Annotated in this window: 21 protein-coding genes; 1 reads left to right on the top strand and 20 read right to left on the bottom strand. The window is 69.3% G+C overall.

The window, feature by feature from the left end:
- Window positions 1-17 precede the first annotated feature (17 nt).
- The 10 genes from ASD13_RS05465 to ASD13_RS05510 form a co-directional block, all read right to left on the bottom strand.
- Entirely contained in the window at window positions 18-305 is a 288-nt protein-coding gene (locus ASD13_RS05465; protein WP_017203554.1) for an HU family DNA-binding protein, read from the bottom strand.
- 241 nt (window positions 306-546) lie between these two features.
- A complete protein-coding gene (locus ASD13_RS05470) occupies window positions 547-1,383 on the bottom strand; it encodes a hypothetical protein (RefSeq protein ID WP_055866511.1) in 837 nt (278 codons plus the stop codon).
- 125 nt (window positions 1,384-1,508) lie between these two features.
- Window positions 1,509-1,814 carry a 30S ribosomal protein S14 gene (gene rpsN, locus ASD13_RS05475; protein ID WP_017829734.1) on the bottom strand — a complete coding sequence of 102 codons (306 nt, stop codon included), beginning with the start codon at window positions 1,812-1,814 and terminating at the stop codon, window positions 1,509-1,511.
- A gap of 3 nt (window positions 1,815-1,817) precedes the next feature.
- The gene (rpmG, locus tag ASD13_RS05480) at window positions 1,818-1,988 is read right to left on the bottom strand and encodes a 50S ribosomal protein L33 (protein ID WP_017203558.1); all 171 of its coding nucleotides are present in this window, start codon (window positions 1,986-1,988) and stop codon (window positions 1,818-1,820) included.
- Entirely contained in the window at window positions 1,988-2,224 is a 237-nt protein-coding gene (gene rpmB / locus ASD13_RS05485; RefSeq protein ID WP_017203559.1) for a 50S ribosomal protein L28, read from the bottom strand. The genes rpmG and rpmB overlap by 1 nt, the downstream gene beginning before the upstream one ends.
- Window positions 2,225-2,385: 161 nt before the next feature.
- Window positions 2,386-4,509 (bottom strand): alpha-galactosidase, encoded by a 2,124-nt coding sequence (locus ASD13_RS05490; protein ID WP_157535576.1) that lies wholly within the window; start codon window positions 4,507-4,509, stop codon window positions 2,386-2,388.
- Window positions 4,510-4,570: 61 nt separating this feature from the next.
- Window positions 4,571-5,902 carry an ABC transporter substrate-binding protein gene (locus ASD13_RS05495; RefSeq protein WP_055866517.1) on the bottom strand — a complete coding sequence of 444 codons (1,332 nt, stop codon included), beginning with the start codon at window positions 5,900-5,902 and terminating at the stop codon, window positions 4,571-4,573.
- Window positions 5,903-5,976: 74 nt separating this feature from the next.
- Window positions 5,977-6,861, bottom strand: coding sequence for a carbohydrate ABC transporter permease (locus ASD13_RS05500; RefSeq protein ID WP_017829737.1), 885 nt, complete (start codon window positions 6,859-6,861; stop codon window positions 5,977-5,979).
- Entirely contained in the window at window positions 6,858-7,784 is a 927-nt protein-coding gene (locus ASD13_RS05505) for a carbohydrate ABC transporter permease (RefSeq protein WP_047524211.1), read from the bottom strand. Before ASD13_RS05505 ends, ASD13_RS05500 begins: the two co-directional genes overlap by 4 nt.
- Window positions 7,781-9,790, bottom strand: a complete 2,010-nt coding sequence (locus ASD13_RS05510; RefSeq protein ID WP_055866521.1) for a beta-galactosidase — start codon at window positions 9,788-9,790, stop codon at window positions 7,781-7,783. Before ASD13_RS05510 ends, ASD13_RS05505 begins: the two co-directional genes overlap by 4 nt.
- Window positions 9,791-9,930: 140 nt before the next feature.
- On the opposite strand from ASD13_RS05510, the gene ASD13_RS05515 reads away from it, so the two are divergent.
- Complete coding sequence (locus ASD13_RS05515) at window positions 9,931-10,941, top strand: LacI family DNA-binding transcriptional regulator (RefSeq protein WP_055866525.1); 1,011 nt, start codon at window positions 9,931-9,933, stop codon at window positions 10,939-10,941.
- Here the strand turns inward: ASD13_RS05515 and ASD13_RS05520 are convergent.
- Genes ASD13_RS05520 through ASD13_RS05565 form a run of 10 tightly spaced genes read right to left on the bottom strand, consistent with a single transcriptional unit; the run spans window position 10,881 to window position 21,458 of the window.
- Window positions 10,881-11,660, bottom strand: coding sequence for a DNA-3-methyladenine glycosylase (locus ASD13_RS05520; protein ID WP_055866528.1), 780 nt, complete (start codon window positions 11,658-11,660; stop codon window positions 10,881-10,883). The two genes, ASD13_RS05515 and ASD13_RS05520, sit on opposite strands and share 61 nt — an antisense overlap.
- Before the next feature lies 1 nt (window position 11,661).
- Window positions 11,662-13,581 (bottom strand): hypothetical protein, encoded by a 1,920-nt coding sequence (locus ASD13_RS05525; protein WP_235562469.1) that lies wholly within the window; start codon window positions 13,579-13,581, stop codon window positions 11,662-11,664.
- Window positions 13,571-14,371: a TIGR03943 family putative permease subunit gene (locus ASD13_RS05530; protein WP_055866534.1), complete on the bottom strand. Its 801-nt coding sequence runs from the start codon at window positions 14,369-14,371 to the stop codon at window positions 13,571-13,573. The genes ASD13_RS05525 and ASD13_RS05530 overlap by 11 nt, the downstream gene beginning before the upstream one ends.
- Window positions 14,364-15,404 (bottom strand): permease, encoded by a 1,041-nt coding sequence (locus ASD13_RS05535; RefSeq protein ID WP_082531398.1) that lies wholly within the window; start codon window positions 15,402-15,404, stop codon window positions 14,364-14,366. The genes ASD13_RS05530 and ASD13_RS05535 overlap by 8 nt, the downstream gene beginning before the upstream one ends.
- On the bottom strand, window positions 15,401-15,817 hold the full coding sequence (locus tag ASD13_RS05540) for a Fur family transcriptional regulator (protein WP_017829745.1): 417 nt from the start codon (window positions 15,815-15,817) through the stop codon (window positions 15,401-15,403). Before ASD13_RS05540 ends, ASD13_RS05535 begins: the two co-directional genes overlap by 4 nt.
- Before the next feature lie 46 nt (window positions 15,818-15,863).
- Window positions 15,864-16,742 (bottom strand): metal ABC transporter permease, encoded by an 879-nt coding sequence (locus ASD13_RS05545; RefSeq protein WP_442922313.1) that lies wholly within the window; start codon window positions 16,740-16,742, stop codon window positions 15,864-15,866.
- The gene (locus ASD13_RS05550) at window positions 16,739-17,572 is read right to left on the bottom strand and encodes a metal ABC transporter ATP-binding protein (protein ID WP_055866537.1); all 834 of its coding nucleotides are present in this window, start codon (window positions 17,570-17,572) and stop codon (window positions 16,739-16,741) included. Before ASD13_RS05550 ends, ASD13_RS05545 begins: the two co-directional genes overlap by 4 nt.
- On the bottom strand, window positions 17,569-18,582 hold the full coding sequence (locus ASD13_RS05555) for a metal ABC transporter solute-binding protein, Zn/Mn family (protein ID WP_055866540.1): 1,014 nt from the start codon (window positions 18,580-18,582) through the stop codon (window positions 17,569-17,571). Before ASD13_RS05555 ends, ASD13_RS05550 begins: the two co-directional genes overlap by 4 nt.
- A 42-nt stretch (window positions 18,583-18,624) precedes the next feature.
- Window positions 18,625-19,776 (bottom strand): GNAT family N-acetyltransferase, encoded by a 1,152-nt coding sequence (locus ASD13_RS05560; RefSeq protein WP_082531399.1) that lies wholly within the window; start codon window positions 19,774-19,776, stop codon window positions 18,625-18,627.
- The gene (locus ASD13_RS05565; protein ID WP_055866548.1) at window positions 19,776-21,458 is read right to left on the bottom strand and encodes a DUF885 domain-containing protein; all 1,683 of its coding nucleotides are present in this window, start codon (window positions 21,456-21,458) and stop codon (window positions 19,776-19,778) included. The genes ASD13_RS05560 and ASD13_RS05565 overlap by 1 nt, the downstream gene beginning before the upstream one ends.
- Between the last annotated feature and the right edge of the window lie 15 nt (window positions 21,459-21,473).

A 21,473-nucleotide genomic window follows, 5' to 3' on the forward strand; every position in this document is an offset into this window, starting at 1 on the left:
GAAGAGGTGCGGTCGAATTACTTGACGGCAGCCTTGAGCTTGGAGCCAGCGGTCACCTTGACGCGCTTGCCGGCCGGGATCTTGATCTCGGCGCCGGTCTGCGGGTTGCGGCCCGTGCGAGCAGCGGTGTCGACCTGCTCGAAGGAGATCCAGCCCGGGATGGAGACCTTGCTGCCCTTGGCAACGGCGTCGGAGACCGTGGCGAACAGCGAGTCGAGGACACCGGAGACGGTGGCCTGGCTCTGGCCCGTGGCGCTTGCGATGCTCGCGACGAGCTCGGTCTTGGTGATGGACTTGTCAGCCATGTCATCCTCCAGCGACGAGTTCCCGTCGCATCGTTGTGGGTGTCGGAGCGGATGCTCCTGGTCTAGCGACCGCCTTGAATGTACCAACCACCACCCTCATTTCCGCGTCATTTCGCGGGTTTTGGGCAATTACTGGGCGTGTCGCGTCACTTTTGTCACTCCAGTCACAGATTCGAGGGGCGGATCCGCGCCCCGGAAGCCGGATCGGCGCGGTCGCGGATGCCCGCGGCGGTGCCGGAGGTCAGGGCAGGTTGCTGAGCAGACGCACCTCGAGCACCGGATGCGCGGCGGTGACCTCCGCCCTGATGCCTTCGCCGACCGAGGCCGAGACCCAGCCGATGATGCCCGTGGTGAACGCCCCCTCCGTGAGGATCGTGTCCTCCCACTCGACGTCGCAGTTCGTCAGCTGCCAGCTGCGGGCCGAGTTCACGCCGATGTTCGCATCCTCGGGCAGCACGTCGCCGACCGCGCGGTCATCCGGGATCAGGTACACGTCGAACGTCCCGAGAGGGATGCCGACGAACTGCTGCGGCTCGGCCTCGGCGCTGCGGATCGGAGTGCGCCACGCGATGGCGCGGGTCTCGGCGTCGACGAGGATCAGCCACATCGGCACAGGACCAGGCACGTAGTCGGTGTCGCACTGCGCGAGAGCCGTCTCGAGCGGGATCGTGTCGGTGCCGCGCTCCTGTTCGGGGTTGTACAGGGCCACCGTCTCCGGAACACGGTCGTGCGTTCCCGCCCACTCCTGGGCGCTCGCACCGAACACGTCGAGACGCGTATCGACGCCCGGCTGGGGCTGGGGGTCCGGCTGCGGCTGCGGCTGCGGCTGGACCGCGGGGCACGACTCGGCCGCGGTCGCCGAAGAGGGCGCGGCGATCAGGCCCCCGCCGGCCACCGCGAGGGCGAGCAGCAGCGCTCCTCCGGCGAGACGGCCGCGGCGCCCGCGCCCACCGACGCGGACCGTCAGCACGAGGCCGCCGGCGATGAGCAGCACGGCCAGGACGAGAAGACCCGCGAGCGTCAGCGGGTCGGCACCGGACTCGGCGAGAAGGCCGGAGGCGGGGATGCAGTCGTTCATGAGTCCTCTCCACCCCCCCGGTTCACAGAGAGGGTATCGGTATCGCGGCGCGCTGCGCATCCCCCGGATACGCGAAAGGGGCGAGGATCCGAAGATCCTCGCCCCTTTCGACTGTCTGCTGAGACTTACCAGCTCGACTTGGTCACGCCGGGCAGCTCGCCACGGTGTGCCATGTCACGGAAGCGGACACGCGAGATGCCGAACTTCGTGAGGACACCGCGGGGGCGGCCGTCGATGACGTCGCGCGAACGCACGCGAGCCGGCGACGCGTTGCGCGGCAGCTTCTGCAGGCCGACGCGTGCGGCCTCGCGGGCCTCGTCGGTGGCGTTCGGGTCGACCAGGGTCTTCTTCAGCTCGGCGCGACGCTCGGCGTAACGCTCGACGATGACCTTGCGCTGCTCGTTGCGAGCGATCTTGCTCTTCTTAGCCATTGATCAACGCTCCTCTCGGAATTCGACGTGCTGACGGATGACCGGGTCGTACTTCTTGAGCACGAGGCGGTCGGGGGTGTTGCGGCGGTTCTTCTTCGTCACGTACGTGTAACCCGTACCTGCCGTCGAACGCAGCTTGATGATCGGACGTACGTCCTGAGCCTTCTTGGCCATTAGAGCTTCACACCCTTCGCCTGGAGGTCCTTGACGACGTTCTCGATGCCACGGACGTCGATCACCTTGATGCCCTTGGCGGACACGTTGAGCGTGATCTTACGACCGAGCGACGGAACGAAATAAGTCTTCTTCTGCACGTTCGGGTCGAAGCGGCGCTTCGTCCGGCGGTGCGAGTGCGAGACGTTGTGACCGAAGCCGGGAACAGCTCCGGTCACCTGGCACACTGCTGCCATGGTGGTGACTCCTTCTATACCGTGAGGCCGGACGGCCTCACCCAAGATCCCTTGTCTGCACGCGACCCCGCCTCGCCGATCTCTCGGCCGCAGAAGGGGAAGCACGCGAACTGCGCACAGGAGTGTGCGCAGACAAAGAGTCAGTTTAGCACGGCGGCGATTCAGGCTCGAACGGCCTCGATCAGCAGAGCCGCCCCCGGAGCCAGCAGCGGCAGCGGCACACCGACGGTCTCGAAGAAGGCACCGGATGCCTCCACCCCGGCGTCGGTCCACGCGGGGTCGGCGACCTGATGCCGCGCGACCCTCCCGAGGTCCTCCCGCATCCGCAGGCGATAGCGCTGCGCCGCCGGCAGACCGGGGATCCGCGTGCGCGGGGTGAAGCCGTCGACGGATGTGCCCAGGCGCACCCAGGCGTAGACGGCGCGCGAGCCGTCGGCGGCGACCACGCCGTGCAGCAGCGTCTGGTCATCGACCTCATCACTGCGCACAGTGACGCCCGAGTGCAGCAGCGGGCGCAGCTCGCGGTAGAGCGCCGCCCAGCGCCTCAGCGCCTCGCGCTCGCCCTCGTCGGCGCGGGTGATGTCCCACTCGATGCCGGCGTGACCGAACAGCGCCGTCGTCATGCGGAAGGGCAGCGACGCCGCCCGATGGGTCGTCTCGGCGATCGGCGGCCCGACGTGCGAGCCCACGAGTTCGGGAGGGATGAGGGTACCGGTCCACCGCTGGATGCGCTGACGCTCCACAGGGTCGTTCGAATCCGAGGCCCACACGCGCTGTGTGCGCCGTAGGACCCCGAGGTCGACACGGGCGCCGCCGCTCGCACAGGACTCGATCTCCAGGGAGGGATGCCTCTCACGCAGCGCATCGAGCAGGGCGTAGAACGCGGCCGTCTGCGCGTGCACGGACGCGCGCCCGGTGTGCGGGGAGACGGCGGCGTGCAGGTCGCGGTTGTGGTCCCACTTGATGAAGTCGACCCCGACCTCCGAGACCAATCCGTCGATGCGCTCGAGCAGGTGAGCGGCGGCGGCGGGGTTGGCGAGGTCGAGCACCTTCTGGTGCCGCCAGGTGGACGAATCGGGCGATGCCTGCAGCACCCACTCCGGATGCTGCGTGGCGAGGTCGGACACCGGGTTCACCATCTCGGGCTCGAACCACAGGCCGAACTGCATCCCGAGGCCGTGCACGTGATCGGCGAGAGGGCGCAGACCCTCCGGCCATTTGACGTCGTCGATGTACCAGTCCCCGAGGCCCGACCTGTCGTCGGGGCGTCCGCGGAACCAGCCGTCGTCCAGGACGAAGCGCTCGACACCGACCGAAGCCGCGGCTTCGGCGAGCGCGAGCAGACGCGTCGGGTCGTGGTCGAAGTAGACCGCCTCCCACGTGTTGAGCACCAGTGGCCGCGGCGTCGTGGGGTGCGCGGAGAACGAGCGCACCATCCGGTGAAGCCGTGCGGCGACGGAATCCAGACCGCTCTCCCCGCAGGTGAGGTGCACCCGCGGCGAGACGTAGGTCTCTCCCGCCCCCAGTCGGATCTCGCCCGGCAGCAGCAGCTCTCCCCCGCCGAGCACCGCACCGTGCACTCCGGCACCCTCGGGAAGCCGCTCGACGCCGACCTCGACGTCGCCGCTCCACGCGACGTGCGCCGTCCACAGCTCGCCACGGCGGAAGCCGAATCCGTCGGTGCCGACCGCGGTCAGATAGGGGGCGTCGTGGCCACCGCGACCGCGGCGCACCTGGCGCAGATGCGCACCGTGACGCAGGGCGCCGCGCTGCGGGTGCCGCTCGCCCGTCCAACGCCCGGTGTGGTCGAGCACCTCCGTCGCGTGCGCGGGGATCGGCAGCAGGATGCGCGTGGCCAGCAGGTCCAGCGGCTGGGCGTCATCGGCGGCTGTGCTCGTGACCGACAGCTGCGCGGTGAGCACGCCATCGACGTCCAGCGCGAGGTCGAGCATGACGGTGGCCTCGGCCTCGGCATCTGCGAACTCCGCCCGCAGCGATGTCGCCGAGGCCTCCCACTCGGTCGGTCGCAGCAGCGGGGCGCTGTGCAGCCCCGCCCGGTGCCAGGCGAGTGCCGGTGCGCCCGACCAGCCGTCCGCCTCGACGGCGAGCAGGGGGAAGGCCCGAGGAGCGTCGAACGAGCTGAAGGTCACGGCGCCGGTCGACGACGCGGCGAGCGCCTCGAGGTCGACGGGGTCGAGCGCCGCACCCCAGTGCAGCAGCCGCGCTCCGGTCGTGTCGATGACGACGCTGACGCCGCCGGAGGTCAGATGGACGAGTTCGCTCATTGCCGCTCCAGACGAAAAGGGAGGCCCGCCCGTGAGCATACGGGCGGGCCTCCGAAAGGCGTTACTCCGTGACGGGGATCGACGCCGCCTTGAGCGCGTCGACGGTCGCCGTCTGGCCCTTCTCGATCGCGTCGAGCAGGGTTCCGCTGCCCGAGACCGCGGCCTTGAAGCCGTCCGAGACGTCGGCGTAGGTCTGGGTCATGGTCGGACCCCACGCGAAGTCGGGAGAGACCTGGGTGGCGGCATCGGCGAAGACGTCGTAGATCTTCTGCCCGCCGTAGAACTCCACGCCCTCGCTGAACACCGGCAGTGCGAGTCCCTCCGTCGTGGCGGGATAGAGGTTGGCCGCCTCGGCGAGCGCGGTCAGCGCCTCATCCGACGTGTTGAGCCACAGCGCGAACTTGGTCGCCTCGTAGAGGTGTTCGCTGCCCTTGAGCACGGCGGTCGAGGAACCACCCCAGTTTCCGGCCGCGGATCCGCCGGCCTTCCACTGCGGGAGCGGAGCGACGGCCCACGAGCCTGCGGTGTCGGGGGCGCCGCTGGAGATCGAGTTGGCACCCCAGACCGCGGAGTTCCAGGTCCAGACCTCGCCCGAGTTGTAGGCGTTGTTCCACTCGTCGGTCCAGGCGGGCACCGTCGCGACGAGGTCGTCGTCGAGCATGCTCTGCCAGAAGTCGGCCACGGTGGTCGTGGCGTCGTCGGCGAGCGTGACCGTCCAGCCCTCGTCGTCGCTCGAGAACCACTGGGCGCCGTCCTGCCACGCGAATCCGGCGAACTGGTTGATGTCCGACTGCGAGAAGTTGGTGATGTAGCCGCCCAGGTCGCGGATCTTCACGGCCGCCTCACGGTACTCGTCCCAGGTGGTGGGGATCGCGATGCCGTTCTGCTCGAACAGGTCGGCACGGTAGAACAGCGCCATGGGTCCGGTGTCCTGCGGAACGCCGTACACACCATCGGTGCCGAGAGTCACCTGCCCCCAGGCCCAGTCGACGAACTGGTCCTCGGCGGCGACGACGTCTTCGCAGGCGCTGAGGTCTTCGAGGCCGTCCTGCACGAGGAAGTTCGGCAGGGCGTCGTACTCGATCTGCCCGAGGTCGGGCGCGTCGCCCGCCTTGATCTGGTTGAAGAAGTTCTGGTACGTGCCGCCGTTGCCGTTGGGGCCGGTCTGCACGTCGACCTGGATCTCGGGGTTGGCATCGTTCCAGATCTTCACGACGTCTTCGATGCCGGGGATCCAGGAGGTGAACTCGAGGGTGACGTCACCGTCGGCCGGGGTGCAGGAAGCTGCGGCGTCGCCGCCTCCGGTGCTGTCTCCGCCGCCGGCGGAGCAGCCTGCGAGCGCGAACGCCGAGATGGCGATGACGGCCGCTGCCTTCTTCTTCGAATGCTGCATTTCGATCCTTTCGTGGATGCGATGGGGTGGTGCAGGGGTGGTGCGTCACGCGGAAGGTCCGCGTGACGACCTGCTCACTTCAGGGCGCCAGCGCCCAGTCCGTTGCGCCAGAAGCGCTGGAGCAGGAGGAATGTCACGATCAGCGGGATGACCGACAGCAGGGCGCCGATCAGGACGAGACCGCGGAGTTCGGGGAGCTGGTTCAGCTGGTTGTTCCAGTTGTAGAGACCGAACACGACGGGGAAGAGGTCTTCGCTGCGCAGCATGATCATCGGCAGGAAGAAGTTGTTCCAGATGGCCACGAACTGGAAGAGGAACATCGTCACCAATGCCGGGGTCATCAGACGGATGCTGACGGTGAAGAAGGTGCGGATCTCCCCCGCCCCGTCGAGGCGGCTCGCCTCGAGCAGTTCGTCCGGCACCGAGGAGGCGGCGAAGATGCGCGCGAGGTACACGCCGAACGGGCTCACGATCGAGGGGAGGAAGACCGACCAGAACGTGTTGGTCAGCTGCGCTTGGCTGAAGATCAGGAACAGCGGCAGCGCGAGAGCCGTCGCGGGGACGAGCACTCCTCCCAGCACGATGTCGAACAGCACGTCGCGGCCGGGGAAGCGGTACTTGGCGAGGGCGTACCCGGCCATGGCGGCCAGGAGCGTGGCGATGGCCCCGCCGAGAGCGGCGTAGAGCATCGAGTTGCCCAGCCAGCGCAGATATACGCCGTCCCGGTAGGTGAACAGCTCCGCGATGTTGTCGAAGAGGTGGAAGTCGGCGAACCACAGCGGCGCGGTGGTGAGGATGTCGCCGGTCTCCTTGCTGGAGGCGACGAGCAGCCACCACAGCGGCAGCAGGAAGTAGACCGTGAACACGGCCATGATCAGCATGGCGCCCGTGCGGGAGATGCCCGATTCCCGAGCAGTGCTGCGGCGCCGGCCGGGCGCGACGATCGACGCGGTGGTCATGCGTTCTGCTCCTTGCGCTGCATGTACTTCATGAACCCGAACGACAGCACGAACGTCGTCACGGCGAGCACGACCGAGAAGGCGGCGGCCAGGTTGGTGTTCGGGATGGATGCGGTGGCGTACACGGTCATGTTCGGGGTGAAGGTGCTGGTCACAGCCGAGCTGAACGACCGGAACACCTGGGGCTCGGCGAGCAGCTGCAGCGTGCCGATGATCGAGAAGATCGCGGTCATCACGATCGCGGGCCGCACCAGCGGGATCTTGATCGACCAGGCGATCCGCCATTGGCCTGCGCCGTCGAGGCGAGCCGCTTCGTACAGCTCCTGAGGGATCGACAGCAGTGCCGAGTAGATGATCAGCATGTTGTATCCGACGTAGACCCAGGTCACGACGTTCGCGATCGACCACAGCACCAGGTCGGCGCCGAGGAAGTCGATGTTCTTGGTGATCGCGGTGAAGGGCGAGAGGTTGGGCGAGAAGAGCGAGCCCCACATGATCGCGGCGATCACGCCCGGCACCGCGTAGGGCACGAAGAACGCCAGACGGAAGAAGCGCTTCCCGCGCACGAGAGGCGAGTCCAGCAGCAGGGCGAACAGCAGGGCGAGGCCCAGCATGACGGGCACCTGCACGACGCCGAACAGCAGCATGCGCCCCATCGAGCTCCAGAAGGCCTCGTTCTGGAAGACGAGCACGTACTGGGTGAGGCCGCCGAACACCTGCTCGGCCTTGCCGAAGGTGCCGTCGCGCTCGACGACGAGCAGGGACTGCCAGAACGCGTAGGCGATCGGCACGACATAGAAGAGCGCGAACAGAACGCCGAACGGCACGATCAGGAAGGCGATGGCTCCCTTGTGCGGGACGCGCCGACGGGCTCGCGCCGCGGTGGGCGCAGAGACCGCCGAGGCGGTGAGCGTGGTGGTCATACATCCTCCTTGATGATGCGGACGGCCCCAGCCGGCACGATGCCGGTGGCGGGGGCGTCCGTGACGAACTCATGACCGGACGCCGTGACCTCGGCGTCGGTCGCCCCGTGGTTGACGACGAACAGGAAGCTGCCGGTGTCCCCGACACGTCGGACGATCTCGACGTCCGGCCCCGCGCCCGGCGTCCGTGCGACCCCGGCGCCGGCGGCGATCCGCGTCATCAGCCCGGCGTAATCCGCTCGCGAGAGCTGGGTGGAGAGGAACCAGGCCGCGCCGTCGCCGGCCGTCCGCCGCGTGATCGCTGGACCCCCGGCAGCGGGGCCGTCGACGAACGATGCGATGACCTCGGCGTCGGTCGCCGCGAGCCGCTCGCTCCAGACGGTGCCCGTCGTGCCGTCGGTGAGGGTGACGATCTCGCCAGGGCGCAGCGGAGCGAACTCCTCGGAGCGGATGCCCAGCAGATCGCGGAACGCCCCCGGATAACCGCCGGTGCGCACGCGATCCTCCTCGTCGACGATGCCGCTGAAGAAGGTGATGAGCGCGACGGCACCGCCTTCGACCGCGCGTGCGATGGCCGCGGCATCCGCATCGCTGATGAGGTGCAGGGCCGGCACGATGAGCAGACCGTAGCCGTCGAGGTCGGCGCCGGGGCGCACGACGTCGGTGGTCAGACCCGCGTCCGACAGGGCCGCGTGAGCGGCATGCACCTGCCCGAGGTAGGTCAGCGCCTCGCTCGGACGCCCTTCGTTCTCGGCCGCCCACCAGCTCTCCCACGAGAAGAACAGCGCGGTATCCGCCGCGACCCTGGTGCCGGCGACCTCGCCGAGGCGATCGACCAGCGCGCCCAGTTCGACCACCTCGCGCCACTGGTCGGAGTCCTCGCCAGCGTGGGGGACGAGAGCGGTGTGGAACTTCTCCGCGCCCTGCGTCGACGCCCGCCACTGGAAGAAGCAGATCCCGTCGGCGCCGCGGGCGAGGTGAGAGACGATGTTGCGCCGCATCTCCCCCGGCGCCTTGGCGAGGTTGTACGGCTGCCAGTTCACCGCGCCCGTCGAGGTCTCCATCAGCAGCCAGGGCTCGCCCTGCGCGAGGCCGCGCGTGAGGTCGGCAGCGAACGAGAGCTCCCCGCGGGCATCGTCGAGACGGCGATCGAGATAGTGGTCGTTGGCGATCAGATCCATGTCGCCCGCCCAGGTCCAGTAGTCGAGGTTGCGGATGTGCGCGGTGACCATGAAGTTCGTCGTGACCGGAATGCTGCTCCGCTCCCGCAGGATCGCGGCCTCCGCGCGATACAGCGCGAGCTGCTCGTCGGAGCTGAACCGCTGGAAGTCGAGCATCTGCCCGGGGTTGCGCAGCGACAGGGCCTGGGCGGGCGGACGCACATCCGCGAAGTCGCTGTACCGCTGGCTCCAGAACGTCGTCCCCCATGCGCGGTTCAGCGCGTCGATGTCGTCGTAGCGCTCACGCAGCCAGGCGCGGAACGCCTCGGCGCTGACGTCGCAGTAGCAGAGGGCGTTGTGACAGCCGAGTTCGTTCGACACGTGCCACAGCGACACCGCGGGGTGATCGCCGTAGCGCTCGACCACGTGCGTCACGACGTCGGCGGCATAGGCGCGAAAGAGCGGAGAGCTCGGGCAGTACCCCTGACGACCGCCCTGCTGGAACACGGTGCCGTCCGCGCCCACCGGGAGCATCTCGGGATGGCGGGCGGTGACCCACGGGGCGGGCGAGGCGGTTCCCGTGCCGAGGTTGATGCGGATCCCGCTCGCGTGCAGAAGACCGATGATCTCGTCCAGGGCGCTGAAATCCCAGACATCAGGGGCCGGGTTGATCGACGACCAGCCGAAGATGTTGATCGCGACGAGGCCGACACCCGCCTGCTTCATGAGGCGCACATCCTCGGGCCACACGCTGCGATCCCACTGCTCGGGGTTGTAGTCGCATCCGAAGACGAGGCCGCGCCCTGCGGAGAGGGCGGCGATGCGGTCGGACACTGCGGCGGCCATACGGAGACGCTCCTTTGCGAAGATGTGTGCACGTGCACAGATTCGGTCATGAAAGCACCGATCCGAATTTCTGTGAACGTGCACACATGGTTGCATGTCGCCGTGGAGGTCGTCAAGTCCGGGTCGCTAGGCTGTCGATCATGACCACTTCCGCCCGCCGCCGCAGCACCGTGCACGACGTGGCACGGGTGGCCGGGGTGTCGAGGGGAACCGTGAGCCGCGTGATCAACGGCGGCTATGTGTCCGACACCGCTCGGGCGGCGATCGAAGAGGCGATCCGCGAGGTCGGATACGTTCCCAACACCGCGGCGCAGAACCTGGTGCGCCAGCGCACCCAGGCCATCGCGTTCATCGTGCACGAACCGCACGCGCTGTTCCTGGAAGACCCGAACATCGGCGCCATCATGCTCGGTACCAACGAGACGCTGTCCGAGGCGGACTACCAGATGGTGTGCCTCGTGGTGGACTCGGTGCGCGACACGGAACGCGTCGCCCGCTACCTCAACGGCGGCTTCGTGGACGGTGCCGTGATCGTCTCGGCCCGCGCGCAGGATCCGATCACGAACGCGGTCATGCGACTCGACCTTCCCGTCGCCTACGTGGGCCATCCCCCTGATGTGGATGCGGCCTGGGTCGGCGTCGACAACCGCGGGGCCGCGAACGCCGTGACCTCACGCCTGATGGCGACAGGACGTAGGCGCGTCGGCATGATCGCCGCGGCGCTCGACCGCGACTCGGGCACCGATCGCCTCGCGGGGTTCACCGACGCACTGGGCCCCGACTTCGACCCGGACCTGGTCGAGGAGGCGCCGCTGTACTCGTACGCCGAGGGAGCTGCGGCGATGACGCGGCTGCTCGCGCGTGCCCCCGACATCGACGGGGTGTTCGGCGCCTCCGACGCGGTCGCCGCCGGAGCGATGCTGGCACTGCGCCAAGCCGGCCGCCGCGTTCCCGAGGACGTGGGCGTCGTGGGATTCGACAACAGCTCCTGGGCGACCAGGACCACCCCGCCGCTGTCGACCGTCGACCAGCCGGCGGAAGGACTCGGTGCAGCCGCAGCGGCCGCCGTGCTCGCGCAGCTGCGCGACGATCAGCGCCCGCGCGCCGGCATCATCCTGCCCACCCCGGTCGTGTGGAGAGACTCCGCCTGAGCACCTCTCCCCCACCGGAACGGAGACACGGTCGGGTCCTCATCGATCCAGAAGCGCCAGGGGAAGGCCGCGGTTCCGGCCACGCCGGCGACGCCGACGCGCGGGCCGCTCACCACGCCGTCCCGCTGCGGGCCCAGCCACAGCTCGGCTCGCATTCCGTGCTGCTCCTCGCCCGTGATGGCATCGATCCCGTCGTGCAGCGGATGACGCAGCCCCACGGCCTGCCCGAGGCGGCCCGGCCCCCGTGCGAGGTCGCGCGACGTCGTGCGCCGAAGCGGAAGGGCGGCACCGCGACGGGTGGCCGCGACCTCAGCACCCGCCACGACCTCGCCAGCCCGGAGCAGCACGCCGTCACCCTGCCCCTCGGGCCCGCACACGACGTTCACGCAAGAGTGGATGCCGTGGCTGAGGTACACGTACAGATGCCCCGGCTCGCCCCACATGGTGGAGTTGCGCGCCGTGCGGCCCATGCGGGCGTGGGAGCCGGGGTCCGGGATCCCGCCCGTGCCCTGCCCGTGATAGGCCTCGACCTCGGTGATGCGCAGCCGCACCTCGAGCGCGACGGCATCGGTCGAGGGCACGACGAACGTGCGCAGCTCTCCCCCCAGCAGGCGCGGCGCGACGTCGACCGCGGAGTCGCTCAGGTCGGCGCGGGCGGCACGGCGCAGCGCCTCCTGCGGCCGGTCGTTGCCGCGGGCGACATCGGGATCGCCGGGCATCTCAGAATCGCGGGGCCGTCTGGCACCACGAGGCGTCGAAGCCGGTGAGGGCGACGATCTCCTTGCCGGAGGCCATGTCGATCAGGTGCGTCTCGACGTTCTCCGGCAGCGGCAGCAGCATCCCGTCGTAGGCGTTGTTCGCCAGGTCGGGTGCGACCACCACGGCGGCATACTGGCCGCTCGGCGATGCGCACGCCTGCAGGATCGAGTCGGTCGAACCGACCTCCACCAGTGGGGTCGCCGCCCCGTCGTCGTCGACACGCACGACCACCTGTCCGATCGGGAGTCCCTCGTCGTCGCGGGCGACGACGTGGCGCAGCGTGCCCCCGGGGAACGGCGTGATCGAGCTCGCGATCCCGTAGTCGGGATCGGATGCCGCGAGCGGCTGCTCAGAGCCATCCGCCAGGTTGAGCTCGACCACAGCACCGTCGAGCCTCTCGACGATCGCGGTGTAGGTACCGCGGGAGATCCCCTGGATGGTGGCGGCGAGGCCGAGCGCCTGCACGCCGGCGTCGGTCGAACGGTCGACGAGCGAGAGCGCACCGTCGAAGTCGATGAACAGCACCGCCGCGCTGTCGGGCACGAACTGCCAGACGAACACGCTCGCCTCGGCTCCGGCGACCTCGATGATCTGCGGGTCGCCGTCGCCGGTCAGCGACTGGGTCACGAGCACGCTGGCACGACCTTCGGTGTCGCTGAGCTCCTTGTCGGAGTAGCTGTAGCCGACGAGGCCGCCTCGCTCGGAGACCTGGATCGCACCCACATAGCCGTCGCCGGGGAGCTTCAGCTCGCGCGGGTTCTTGCCGTCGCGGTCCATCACGAGCAGCCGGGATCCCTCGTCCTCCTCCACCGCCACGACGAGCTTCGTGGAGGTCGCGCGGAAGTCGTTGATCTTGTCGTGCTCGAAGACCGGGACGGCCTTCTCGCCGCTGAGGTCGGTGAGGAAGATCTTGTCCTTGCCCTCGACGTCGCGGCGTAGCAGGAAGATGTTCGAAGGCGGCGTCGTGAAGCTCGTGGTCAGCGTCGTCTTCGGCCCGCCGCCGGCGCCCACGGCATCGGCCACACGGATCGTGTACTCGGTCGAGTCGTCGAGCGGGACGGTGAATCGCACGCCGACGCCGCGACCGGAGGCGTCGACCGTGAACGGCACGGCCGGTTCGACCGTCACCTGCGCGGGGTCGATGTCGGCGAGGGCTTGGTTGGCGGTCAGGATGACACGGCTTCCGGACGACTCGATCGCCTGCGCGGCGTTCACCTGCACGTCGCTGATGCGCGGCCCCTGCAGAAGACTGGCGATGCCCAAGCCGGTTCCGACGACGACGAGCACACCGAGAACCGCGACGAGCGTGAGCGCGAACCGGCGACGACTCACGGGCGTGTGCGGGGCCTCCCGGCCCACAGGGGCGCGAGGCGCCGGCGGCGCAGGGAATTCCTCGGCGGTCTCGGCCTCAGCGGCAGAGATCGGGTCGGCAGAGATCGGGTCGGCAGAGATCGGGTCGGCAGAGATCGGTGCGGCACCGACGAACACCGGCTCCGTCGCGAGCGGGACGGGCGGAAGCGCGGTCGCCTCGGCATCTTCGCGCGCCGCGGCCTCGAAGGCGGCCATCTTGCGAGCGGCGGCCTCCTGCTCGGCGACCTCGCGGTCACCCGCCTCACGCACGGCGGCCTCACGAGCTGCGGCCTCGCGGGCGGCAGCCTCACGAGCGGCGGCCTCGCGGGCGGCAGCATCCTCTGCACCGGCGGCGGGCTGCGCGGCGGGCTGTGTGCCCTGGTCGACGGGAGGGGCGACGTGGTCGGCGGATGCGACCGCGCGGTCGATCCGCTCGGCCTCCGCCGCCTCGGCGGCTTCTCGCGCTGCACGCATCTCCGCACGGGTGCGCGGGACGGCGGGCACCTCTGGGCGCTCGTCGTCAGTACTCATACGGGTCTCCCGGCTCGTCGATCGCGACGACATCGGTCGGTTCGATGCGCAGCTTGCCGTCGGCATCCGCTCGCACGGTTCCGGTGATCTCGACCCATTGGCCGGTCGCGTACTCGTCGGCCTTCACATCCACCGGCAGGACGGCGGTCTGGGCGTCGATGACGCAGTGGGTGATGACCAGACGGGTCAGATTCACACCGTCACCCGATTCGCCGGGCGTCACGAAACCTCTGAGCGTGACCGCTGCACCGTCGTAGGCGGCCGTGTTGGTCGCCGCCGAGAAGACGCTGGCCCAGTCGCCGACGCCGAAGGTCGAGGTGTCGGCCACGCCGAGCGCTACCGTGTCAGCGCCGACGAACAACGCGCTCTGCTCCCCCGCGCGCGACATGGCGAGCTCGACCGACAGCGAGGCCGGCGGCAGGATGAGACCGGCGACGACGACGCCCGAGGCGATGACGCCACCGGTGACGGCCGCGACGGCACCGAGCGTGCGGCGGGAGGAAGCCGGGACCTCGCGCCCCTCCGTGTCGTCCACAACAGCGGCGGCAGGCCCGTGGTCGTGGCCGTGGTCGCCCTCCTCGCCGAGCGGCAGAGTGCACGACCAGATCGCTCCGGCCAGGGTGACGGCGGCGGCGGCGCAGGCGAACCACACCGACTCGGGGCTGATGTAGAGATTGAGGCGTCCGGTGAGACCGAGGCCGAGCGTTACCACCGAGATCACGGCGGCGAGTCCCACCCCCAGCCAGCGGGTGCCGAGTGCGCGTGCGCGCGTGGCCGTCTGCTCAGACAAGGACGTTCACCCCGATCCCGATCGCGAAGGCCGCAGCCAGGACGATACCGACGATGCCGACCAGCGTGCGAGCGGTGAACGTCGTGCGCATGAGCGCGAGCATCTTGATGTCGACGAGCGGACCGACCAGCAGGAAGGCGACGATGGCGCCGGAGGAGAACGTGGAGGCGAACGACAGCGCGAAGAACGCATCGACGTTCGAGCAGATGGCCACGGTCATCGCGAGTGCCATCATCGCGACGATCGACAGCACCGGGTTCGATCCGATCGCCAGCAGCCACTCCCGCGGGATCAGCACCTGCACGGCTCCGGCGAGCGCGGAGCCGATCACGAGGGCGGGCATCACGGCACGCAGCTCGATGAGGAACTGCGTGAGGCTGCGGCGAACAGGCGTTCCCGGTTCGTGGGTGACGCGATCACAGGTGTCGACGAAGCGCTGCGTGAGCATGCCGTCGGGATCGGGGTGCCGGCTGTAGATCCACCCGATCAGGTTGGCGATGAGGTAGCCGCCGACGAGGCGGGCGACGAGGATGCCGCCGTCCCAGCCGAAGGCCGCGTGCGTGGTGAGGATCACGATCGGGTTCACGATCGGCGCCGCGATGAGGAACGTCATCGCTTCGGCCGGGGCGAGCCCTCGCATCATGAGCCCACGGGCGAAGGGCACGTTGCCGCACTCGCACACCGGGATCAGCATGCCCAGCAGCGACAGCACGGCGCGACGTGCCCAGGCGCGCTTCGGGAGCCACCGGTGGATCACATCGACCGGAAGCCACACCTGCACCACGATCGACAGCAGCACGCCGAGGACCACGAACGGCAGGGCCTCGATGAGCACGCTCAGCGCGAGGGTGAGCCCGTCCTGCGCCCGGGTGGGCAGCGAGGCGGGGAACAGCGTCGGCAGGAAGGCATCGATCAGGAACAGGGCAGCGATGATCGCGGCGCCGAGGCCGACGCCGATCCAGGCAGACCGCGGCGAGGGTGCCGGGCGATGGGAGTGGCCGTGACGGGTCGCCGTTGCTGCCGAGGAGCTCACGCGGACGCGGCCCTCTCGGCGTCGCGCTTGTTCGCGCAGGGAGTGCACAGACCGAAGATGTCGACCACGTGGGCGGCCTCGGTGAAGCCGTGCAGCGCCGCCGTACGGTGCGCCCACTGCTCGACATCCTTCGCCTCGATCTCGACGGTCAGACCGCAGGATCGGCAGATGAGGTGGTGGTGGTGGCCCTGCGTGGTGCAGGCGCGGTACAGCGCCTCGCCCTCGGGGCTCTGCAGCGAGTCGGCGTCGCCCGAGGCGGCGAGCCCCGCCAGCGCACGGTACACGGTGGCCAGACCGATGCCGGTGTTGTCTTCGCGCAGCGAGGCGTGCAGGCCCTGCGCGCTCACGAATCCGCGGGCGTCGGCGAGTGCTTCGCGCACGCGTTCGCGCTGCCAGGTGTTCCGCTGAGCCATAGGAAGAGTCTAGGCCGCGGGGGTTGGCGAGGGCTGGGAGCGGATCTCAGACCCGCACACGGCGAACCCGGGCACGCGAGCGCTGCACGATCCAGCAGGCGACGTAGATCGTGAACGACAGCGTGGTGATGTAGGGGCTCACCGGCAATGTTCCGGCGAGGGCGAGCAGGATCCCGCCGACCGCCGAGACGAACCCGAACAGCGCGGCCAGCAGCGGCACGGCGATGGGACCGGCGGTGACGCGCATCGCTGCGGCCGCGGGGGTGACCAGCAGCGCCATCACCAGGAGCGCCCCGATGATGTGCACGCTGACGGCGACGATCAGGCCGAGCAGCACCATGAACAGCAGACTGACGGCACGGGTCGGCACCCCGCGGGCGGCGGCCGATTCCGGGTCGAGTGAATCGAATCGCAGCGGATTCCACATCACCAGCAGCCCGATCAGCACGACCATGCTGATGCCGATCAGCCAGCCCAGGTCGGGGCTGGAGACCGAGACGATCTGCCCGGTGAGCAGGCTGAAGCGGTTGGCGCTGCGGCCGTCGTAGAGCGAGAGGAACAGGATGCCGAGGCCGAGGCCGAACGGCATGAGCACGCCGACGATCGAGTTGCGATCCCTGGCCTTGGCTCCGAGGACGCCGATCAGGATGGCGGCGACGAGGGCTCCGCCGAGGGATCCGGCAACGACGCTGCCGCCGAAGAGGAGGGCTGCCGCGGCTCCGGCGAACGACAGCTCGCTCACTCCGTGCACCGCGAACGCGAGGTCGCGCTGCATCACGAAGACGCCGATGAGTCCGCCGACGATGCCCAGCACCGCGCCCGCGATGATCGAGTTCGCGAGCAGGGCGACGAGCTCGCCGTAGTCCTGGAAGGAGAAGACGTCGCTCCAGTCCACCAGAGGCACCATGCCCAGTGCGACGCTCATGCCGCTCCTCCGTGCTCGTGGTCGCCGTGGTCGTGGTGGGGCTCGGCGTCGGGAACTCCGACGACGACCAGCCGGTCGCCCGCGCGCAGCACGAACACCGGGGTGCCGTAGAGGTCGGTGAGCACGCGGGTCTGCAGCACCTCGTCGGGGGTTCCGAGCAGGAACCGCCCCCCGGCGATGTACAGGATGCGGTCGACCCGCCCGAGGATCGGATTGATGTCGTGGGTGACGAACAGCACCGCCGCCTCGCGCTCGCGGCGCTGGCGGTCGATGATGTCGGTCACGGCGACCTGGTTCGCGAGGTCGAGGTTCGACAGCGGCTCGTCGCACAGCAGCAGGGCGGGTTCGTCGGCGAGGGCCTGTCCGACCCGGAGGCGCTGCTGCTCTCCTCCCGAGAGGAGTCCCACCCTGCGGTCGGCGAAGTGCGAGGCTCCGACCGCTTCGAGCAGACGATCCACCTTGGCCCGGTCGCCGCGGTGCGGGATCGGGAGGCCGAAGCGGCTGCCCTGCACGCCGAGGGCGACCAGGTCGCGCGCCCGCATGCTGGTGTCGGGAGCGAGCGAGCGCTGCTGTGGGATGTACCCGATGCGGGAGTTTCCGCGGTGCACGGGTTCCCCAGCGACGCGGATCGTCCCCGACGACAGCGGCTGCAACCCGAGGATGCTGCGAAGCAGCGTGGTCTTGCCCGACCCCGACGGGCCGAGCACCGCGATGAACTCGCCCGGCTCGACCGTGAGGTCCAGGCCCGACCAGAGTTCGCGATCTCCGCGGTGCAGGGACGCGTCGGAGATCGCGAGGACCGGTTTCTCGCGCTGTGCGGCGCCGCTCACGAGGTGACGGCGGCGGCGAGGCTCTGGATCGCGTCACTCATCCACTCAGAGTACGACGATCCGTCCTCGAGCAGCTCCGTGAAGGCGACGACGGGGATGCCGGCGTCCTTCGCCGCGGTCTCGACGCGCTGGGTCTCGGACCCGCCGGTCTGGGCGTTGGTCAGCAGCGCGGTGACCTGACCGCTGCCGATCACGTCGAGCGCCTCGAGCAGTACGGCGGGTGCGACGTCGGTGCCCTCCTCGACCGACTCTGCGAATCCTTCGGGCGTGACGTCGGTGAATCCGGCGGCCGCGGCGAGGTAACCGGGCAGCGGCTCGGTGATGAAGACGCTGACGTCCGGCGCATCCGTCTTGAGGGTCGCAAGCTCCGTCTCGAAGCCCTCGAGGTCGGCGGTGAGGTCGGCCGCGTTGGCGGCGAACTCCTTCGCGCCGTCGGGGTCGAGCGCGGTCAGCTCGTCGGCGATGGCCTCGACGACGTGGATCATGGTGTGCGGATCGAACCAGACGTGCTCATTGAAGCCCTCGATGTGGTCGTGGCCCTCGTGCCCCGCCTCGTCGTCGGCGTGGTCGTGCTCGGCCTCGTCGGCGTGCGCTTCGTCGCTGTGCGCCTCGTCGGCGTGCGCCTCGTCGTCGTGGCCCTCGTTGCCGGGGAAGTCGTGCGAGTACTCGACGGCCGTGACGACGTGCGGGTCCTTCGCATCCTGCAGCAGCGTGTCGATGAAGGCGTCGTAGCCGCCGCCGTTCTCGATCACGAGGTCGGCCTTCTGCACGGTCAGCCGGTCGCGGGCGCTCGCCTCGTAGGAGTGCGGATCCTGCGAGGCGGACGTGATGATCGACTGCACGTCGACGCGGTCGCCGCCGATCGTCGCGGCGATGTCGCCGTAGACGTTGGTGCTCGCGACCACCGTGATGGTGCCGTCGTCACCCTCGCCCGTAGCCGGGGTGGAGCATCCGGCCAGCGTGAGAGCGGCGACGGATGCGAGGGCGAGGGCGACGACGGGCTTCTTCATGCCCTCACTCTAAACGCTAATGAGAACCATTATCAAATCCGTTCAGAAGTTGACGTTCACCGCTGCCGGCCGTCCGCTGAACAGTCGATCCCACGCCACATCCTCTGCGGGGTCTCCTCCCACGATGAGCCCCCGCGCACGGAGCACACCCGAAGTCTGAGCTCCCGCCGCGATCGCCGCGAGCGCCAGCGCAGAGATCGCGCGCGCAGTCGATGAGTCGTCGGCCAGGCACGCCGCCGTACCGTCCTGAATCCGGAGCCTCCAACCGCTGCGCCCGGACCGGAAGCACAAATCCGCGACCACACCCTGTGGGTAGCGAAGCTCCTCGAAGAGTTTCACTGTGAGCACACGGAGCATGTAGGTCGATGACGCGGCGACTTCCGCCTCGGCGTCCGGCAGGACCATCTGCTGCCACGCGGGAGTCATGCCCCGAAGCCGCACGGTCGATGCGATCGCCGCGAATCCCGCCAGGAAGGCGGGCACCGCGTCCAGCGCATCAGCCCCTGTGGCGACCACGTCGGCGATCTCGAGCACGCCGGCCGCGCCGTCGCCTGACGGCAGGCGCCAGGCGATGCCCCCGACCGATCCGCTGACGCCCTCGATCATCGTGACCTTGTGGACGCGCGGGTCGACACGCAGAACGCGCGGGTTCTGCCCCGGCAGCATCGACGCAGGGCCGTTGAACGGCTCCGCCCACGCGCGATACAGCGCTCCGAGTTCGCTGAGGTCACCTCGGCGAAACTGATGCCCGGGTACGCCGGACCGAGACAGATCGCTGGTCCTCACGTCTAGCGTGTCCAGCCGAGCGACGCTCTCGAAACCCATGCGACGATAAACGGCGCGGGCGGTGGGGAAGAGCGTCGAGACGAGCGCTCCTCGGTTCTCCGCTTCCGTCAGTGCGGCTTCGAGGAGCGGTCGGAAGAACCCGCGGCCTCGGTACTCCGGCAGGACAGTGGCCGCGGAGATGCCCACGGTCCGAACATCAGCGCCGCCCCACCTCGAGTCGAACTCTAGCGCTGTGACAGTCGCCACGAGGTTGCCCCCGTCGAACAGCCCCCACGGGAAAGCCCCGGCCTGGGTCAGCTGCTCGCGAGCGTCGTCGCTCGACGGCGCGTAGCCGAAGGAGTCGCGGCACACCCGTTCCCAGGCGCCGGCGTCCTCCATCCCGAGAGGTCTCACGTCGTGCACGGGCATCAGCCGGCCACCAGAACCGCGTTGCGCAGCACGTCGAGCCCGGTCGACCCGATATCGAGTGCCCTCGTATGGAAATCCTGCAGCCTGAACGCCGCTCCCTCCCGTGCCGCGACCTCTCGGCGCAGGTCGGTCCACGCACGCTGGCCGACCTTGTATGCCGCCCCCTGCCCCGGCCACCCGAGGTACCGCGTGAGTTCGAAGTCGCGTCGGTGGGCATCTGCGGCGCAATGCTCGGCGAGGAAACCCTGCCCCTTCTCCCAGTTCCACGTGCCGCCGCCGACCTCCGCCGGGGCAGGCAAACCGCAGTGCATCCCGATGTCGAGGACGAGCCGGGCGGCCCGCATGGCCTGGGCGTCGAGCATCCCCAGCAGATCGGCGGGATCGTCGTAGAAGCCGAGTTCACGCATCAACTGCTCCGCATAGAGCGCCCACCCTTCGCCATGGCCGCTGAACCAACAGCCGATCTTGCGCCAGTGGTTGAGCCGTTCCCCCTGCCACAGCGCGCGCGACGCCTGGAGGTGATGTCCAGGAGCGCCTTCGTGGTAGACGGTGGTCAGCTCACGCCAGGTGGCGAGCTCGTCGACACCCTCCGCCAGGTCCCACCACATTCGACCCGGTCGTCGCAGGTCCTCGCTCGCTGGCGTATAGGTGATGGCCCCGGTGCCGCCGGGGCTGATGCCGCACTCGATGACGCGGAGCGGTTCCGGAATGTCGAAGTGCACGCCGTCGAGCCCGCTGATCGCGTGATCGGCTTTCGCCTGCATCCAGCGGACGATCTCATCACGCCCCTTCACCCTCCGAGAGGGATCGCCGTCGAGCTCCACGAACGCCGCGCGCCTGCCCGACAGACCGACGAACCTTCTGCTCAAGTGATCCATCTCGGCCTCGATCTCGTCAAGCTCGGCAAGGCCCCACTCATAGGTGTCGGCCGGCTCGATGGTGGTGCCGAGCAGCTGCCGACTGTGGAGGAGGTAGAGGTCCGAGCCGACGGGATCGGCGGTCGGGGCCTGAGGGAGGAGCACGTCGCGCAGGAAGAGCCCGAACTCCATGAACGCGGCGCTCGCGAGAGCGATACCGCGCTGGACGTCGGCAACCAGCGCTGAGGGAAGCTGCGCACGCCGGTCGCCGTCGAGCTTTCCGAACACGCCACGGGGACTTGCGTTCAGGAAGGACTGCTCGATCACGGCCTCGACCTGGCGCCGCGGTGAGACCGAACCGCGCGCGGCCGCGCTGGACAGCGAGGACGCGTATCCTGCGAGGAAGCCCGACACCGCGTGCAGGCGCTCGGACATGTTGACCCAATCGGCAACCGACTCGAGGGGCATCAGGTCGAAGATCTCCCGCAGCTCCTGCAGCGGCGACGCGATGTTCCGGAGGAGCGACTCCTCGCGGTCCGCGTCCCGCAACGCCTCGGCCGCGAAGAGGGTCTCCTCGAGCGAGGAATGCGTGACCTGGTCGATCGAGTCGACGCAGTGCATTCCCTGCAGCGAACGAAGGGTCTCGCGCCGGAGCACGGACATCTCGTCCAGCCCCGACGGCGAGAGGTCGGGGAGCCTCGCGTCGTACCCGACTGCGCCGAGGTACGTGGCGGCGAGAGGGTTGAGGGCAAGGAACCGATCGAAGTAGGAGTCGGCGAGCCGGTCGAGCTCGGAGGGGACACGGTGTGGGGTTTGTCCAGGCAAGGGTTTCTCTCTGCG

It is taken from the genome of Microbacterium sp. Root1433D1 (assembly GCF_001426835.1).
Classification (GTDB): Bacteria; Actinomycetota; Actinomycetes; order Actinomycetales; family Microbacteriaceae; genus Microbacterium; species Microbacterium maritypicum.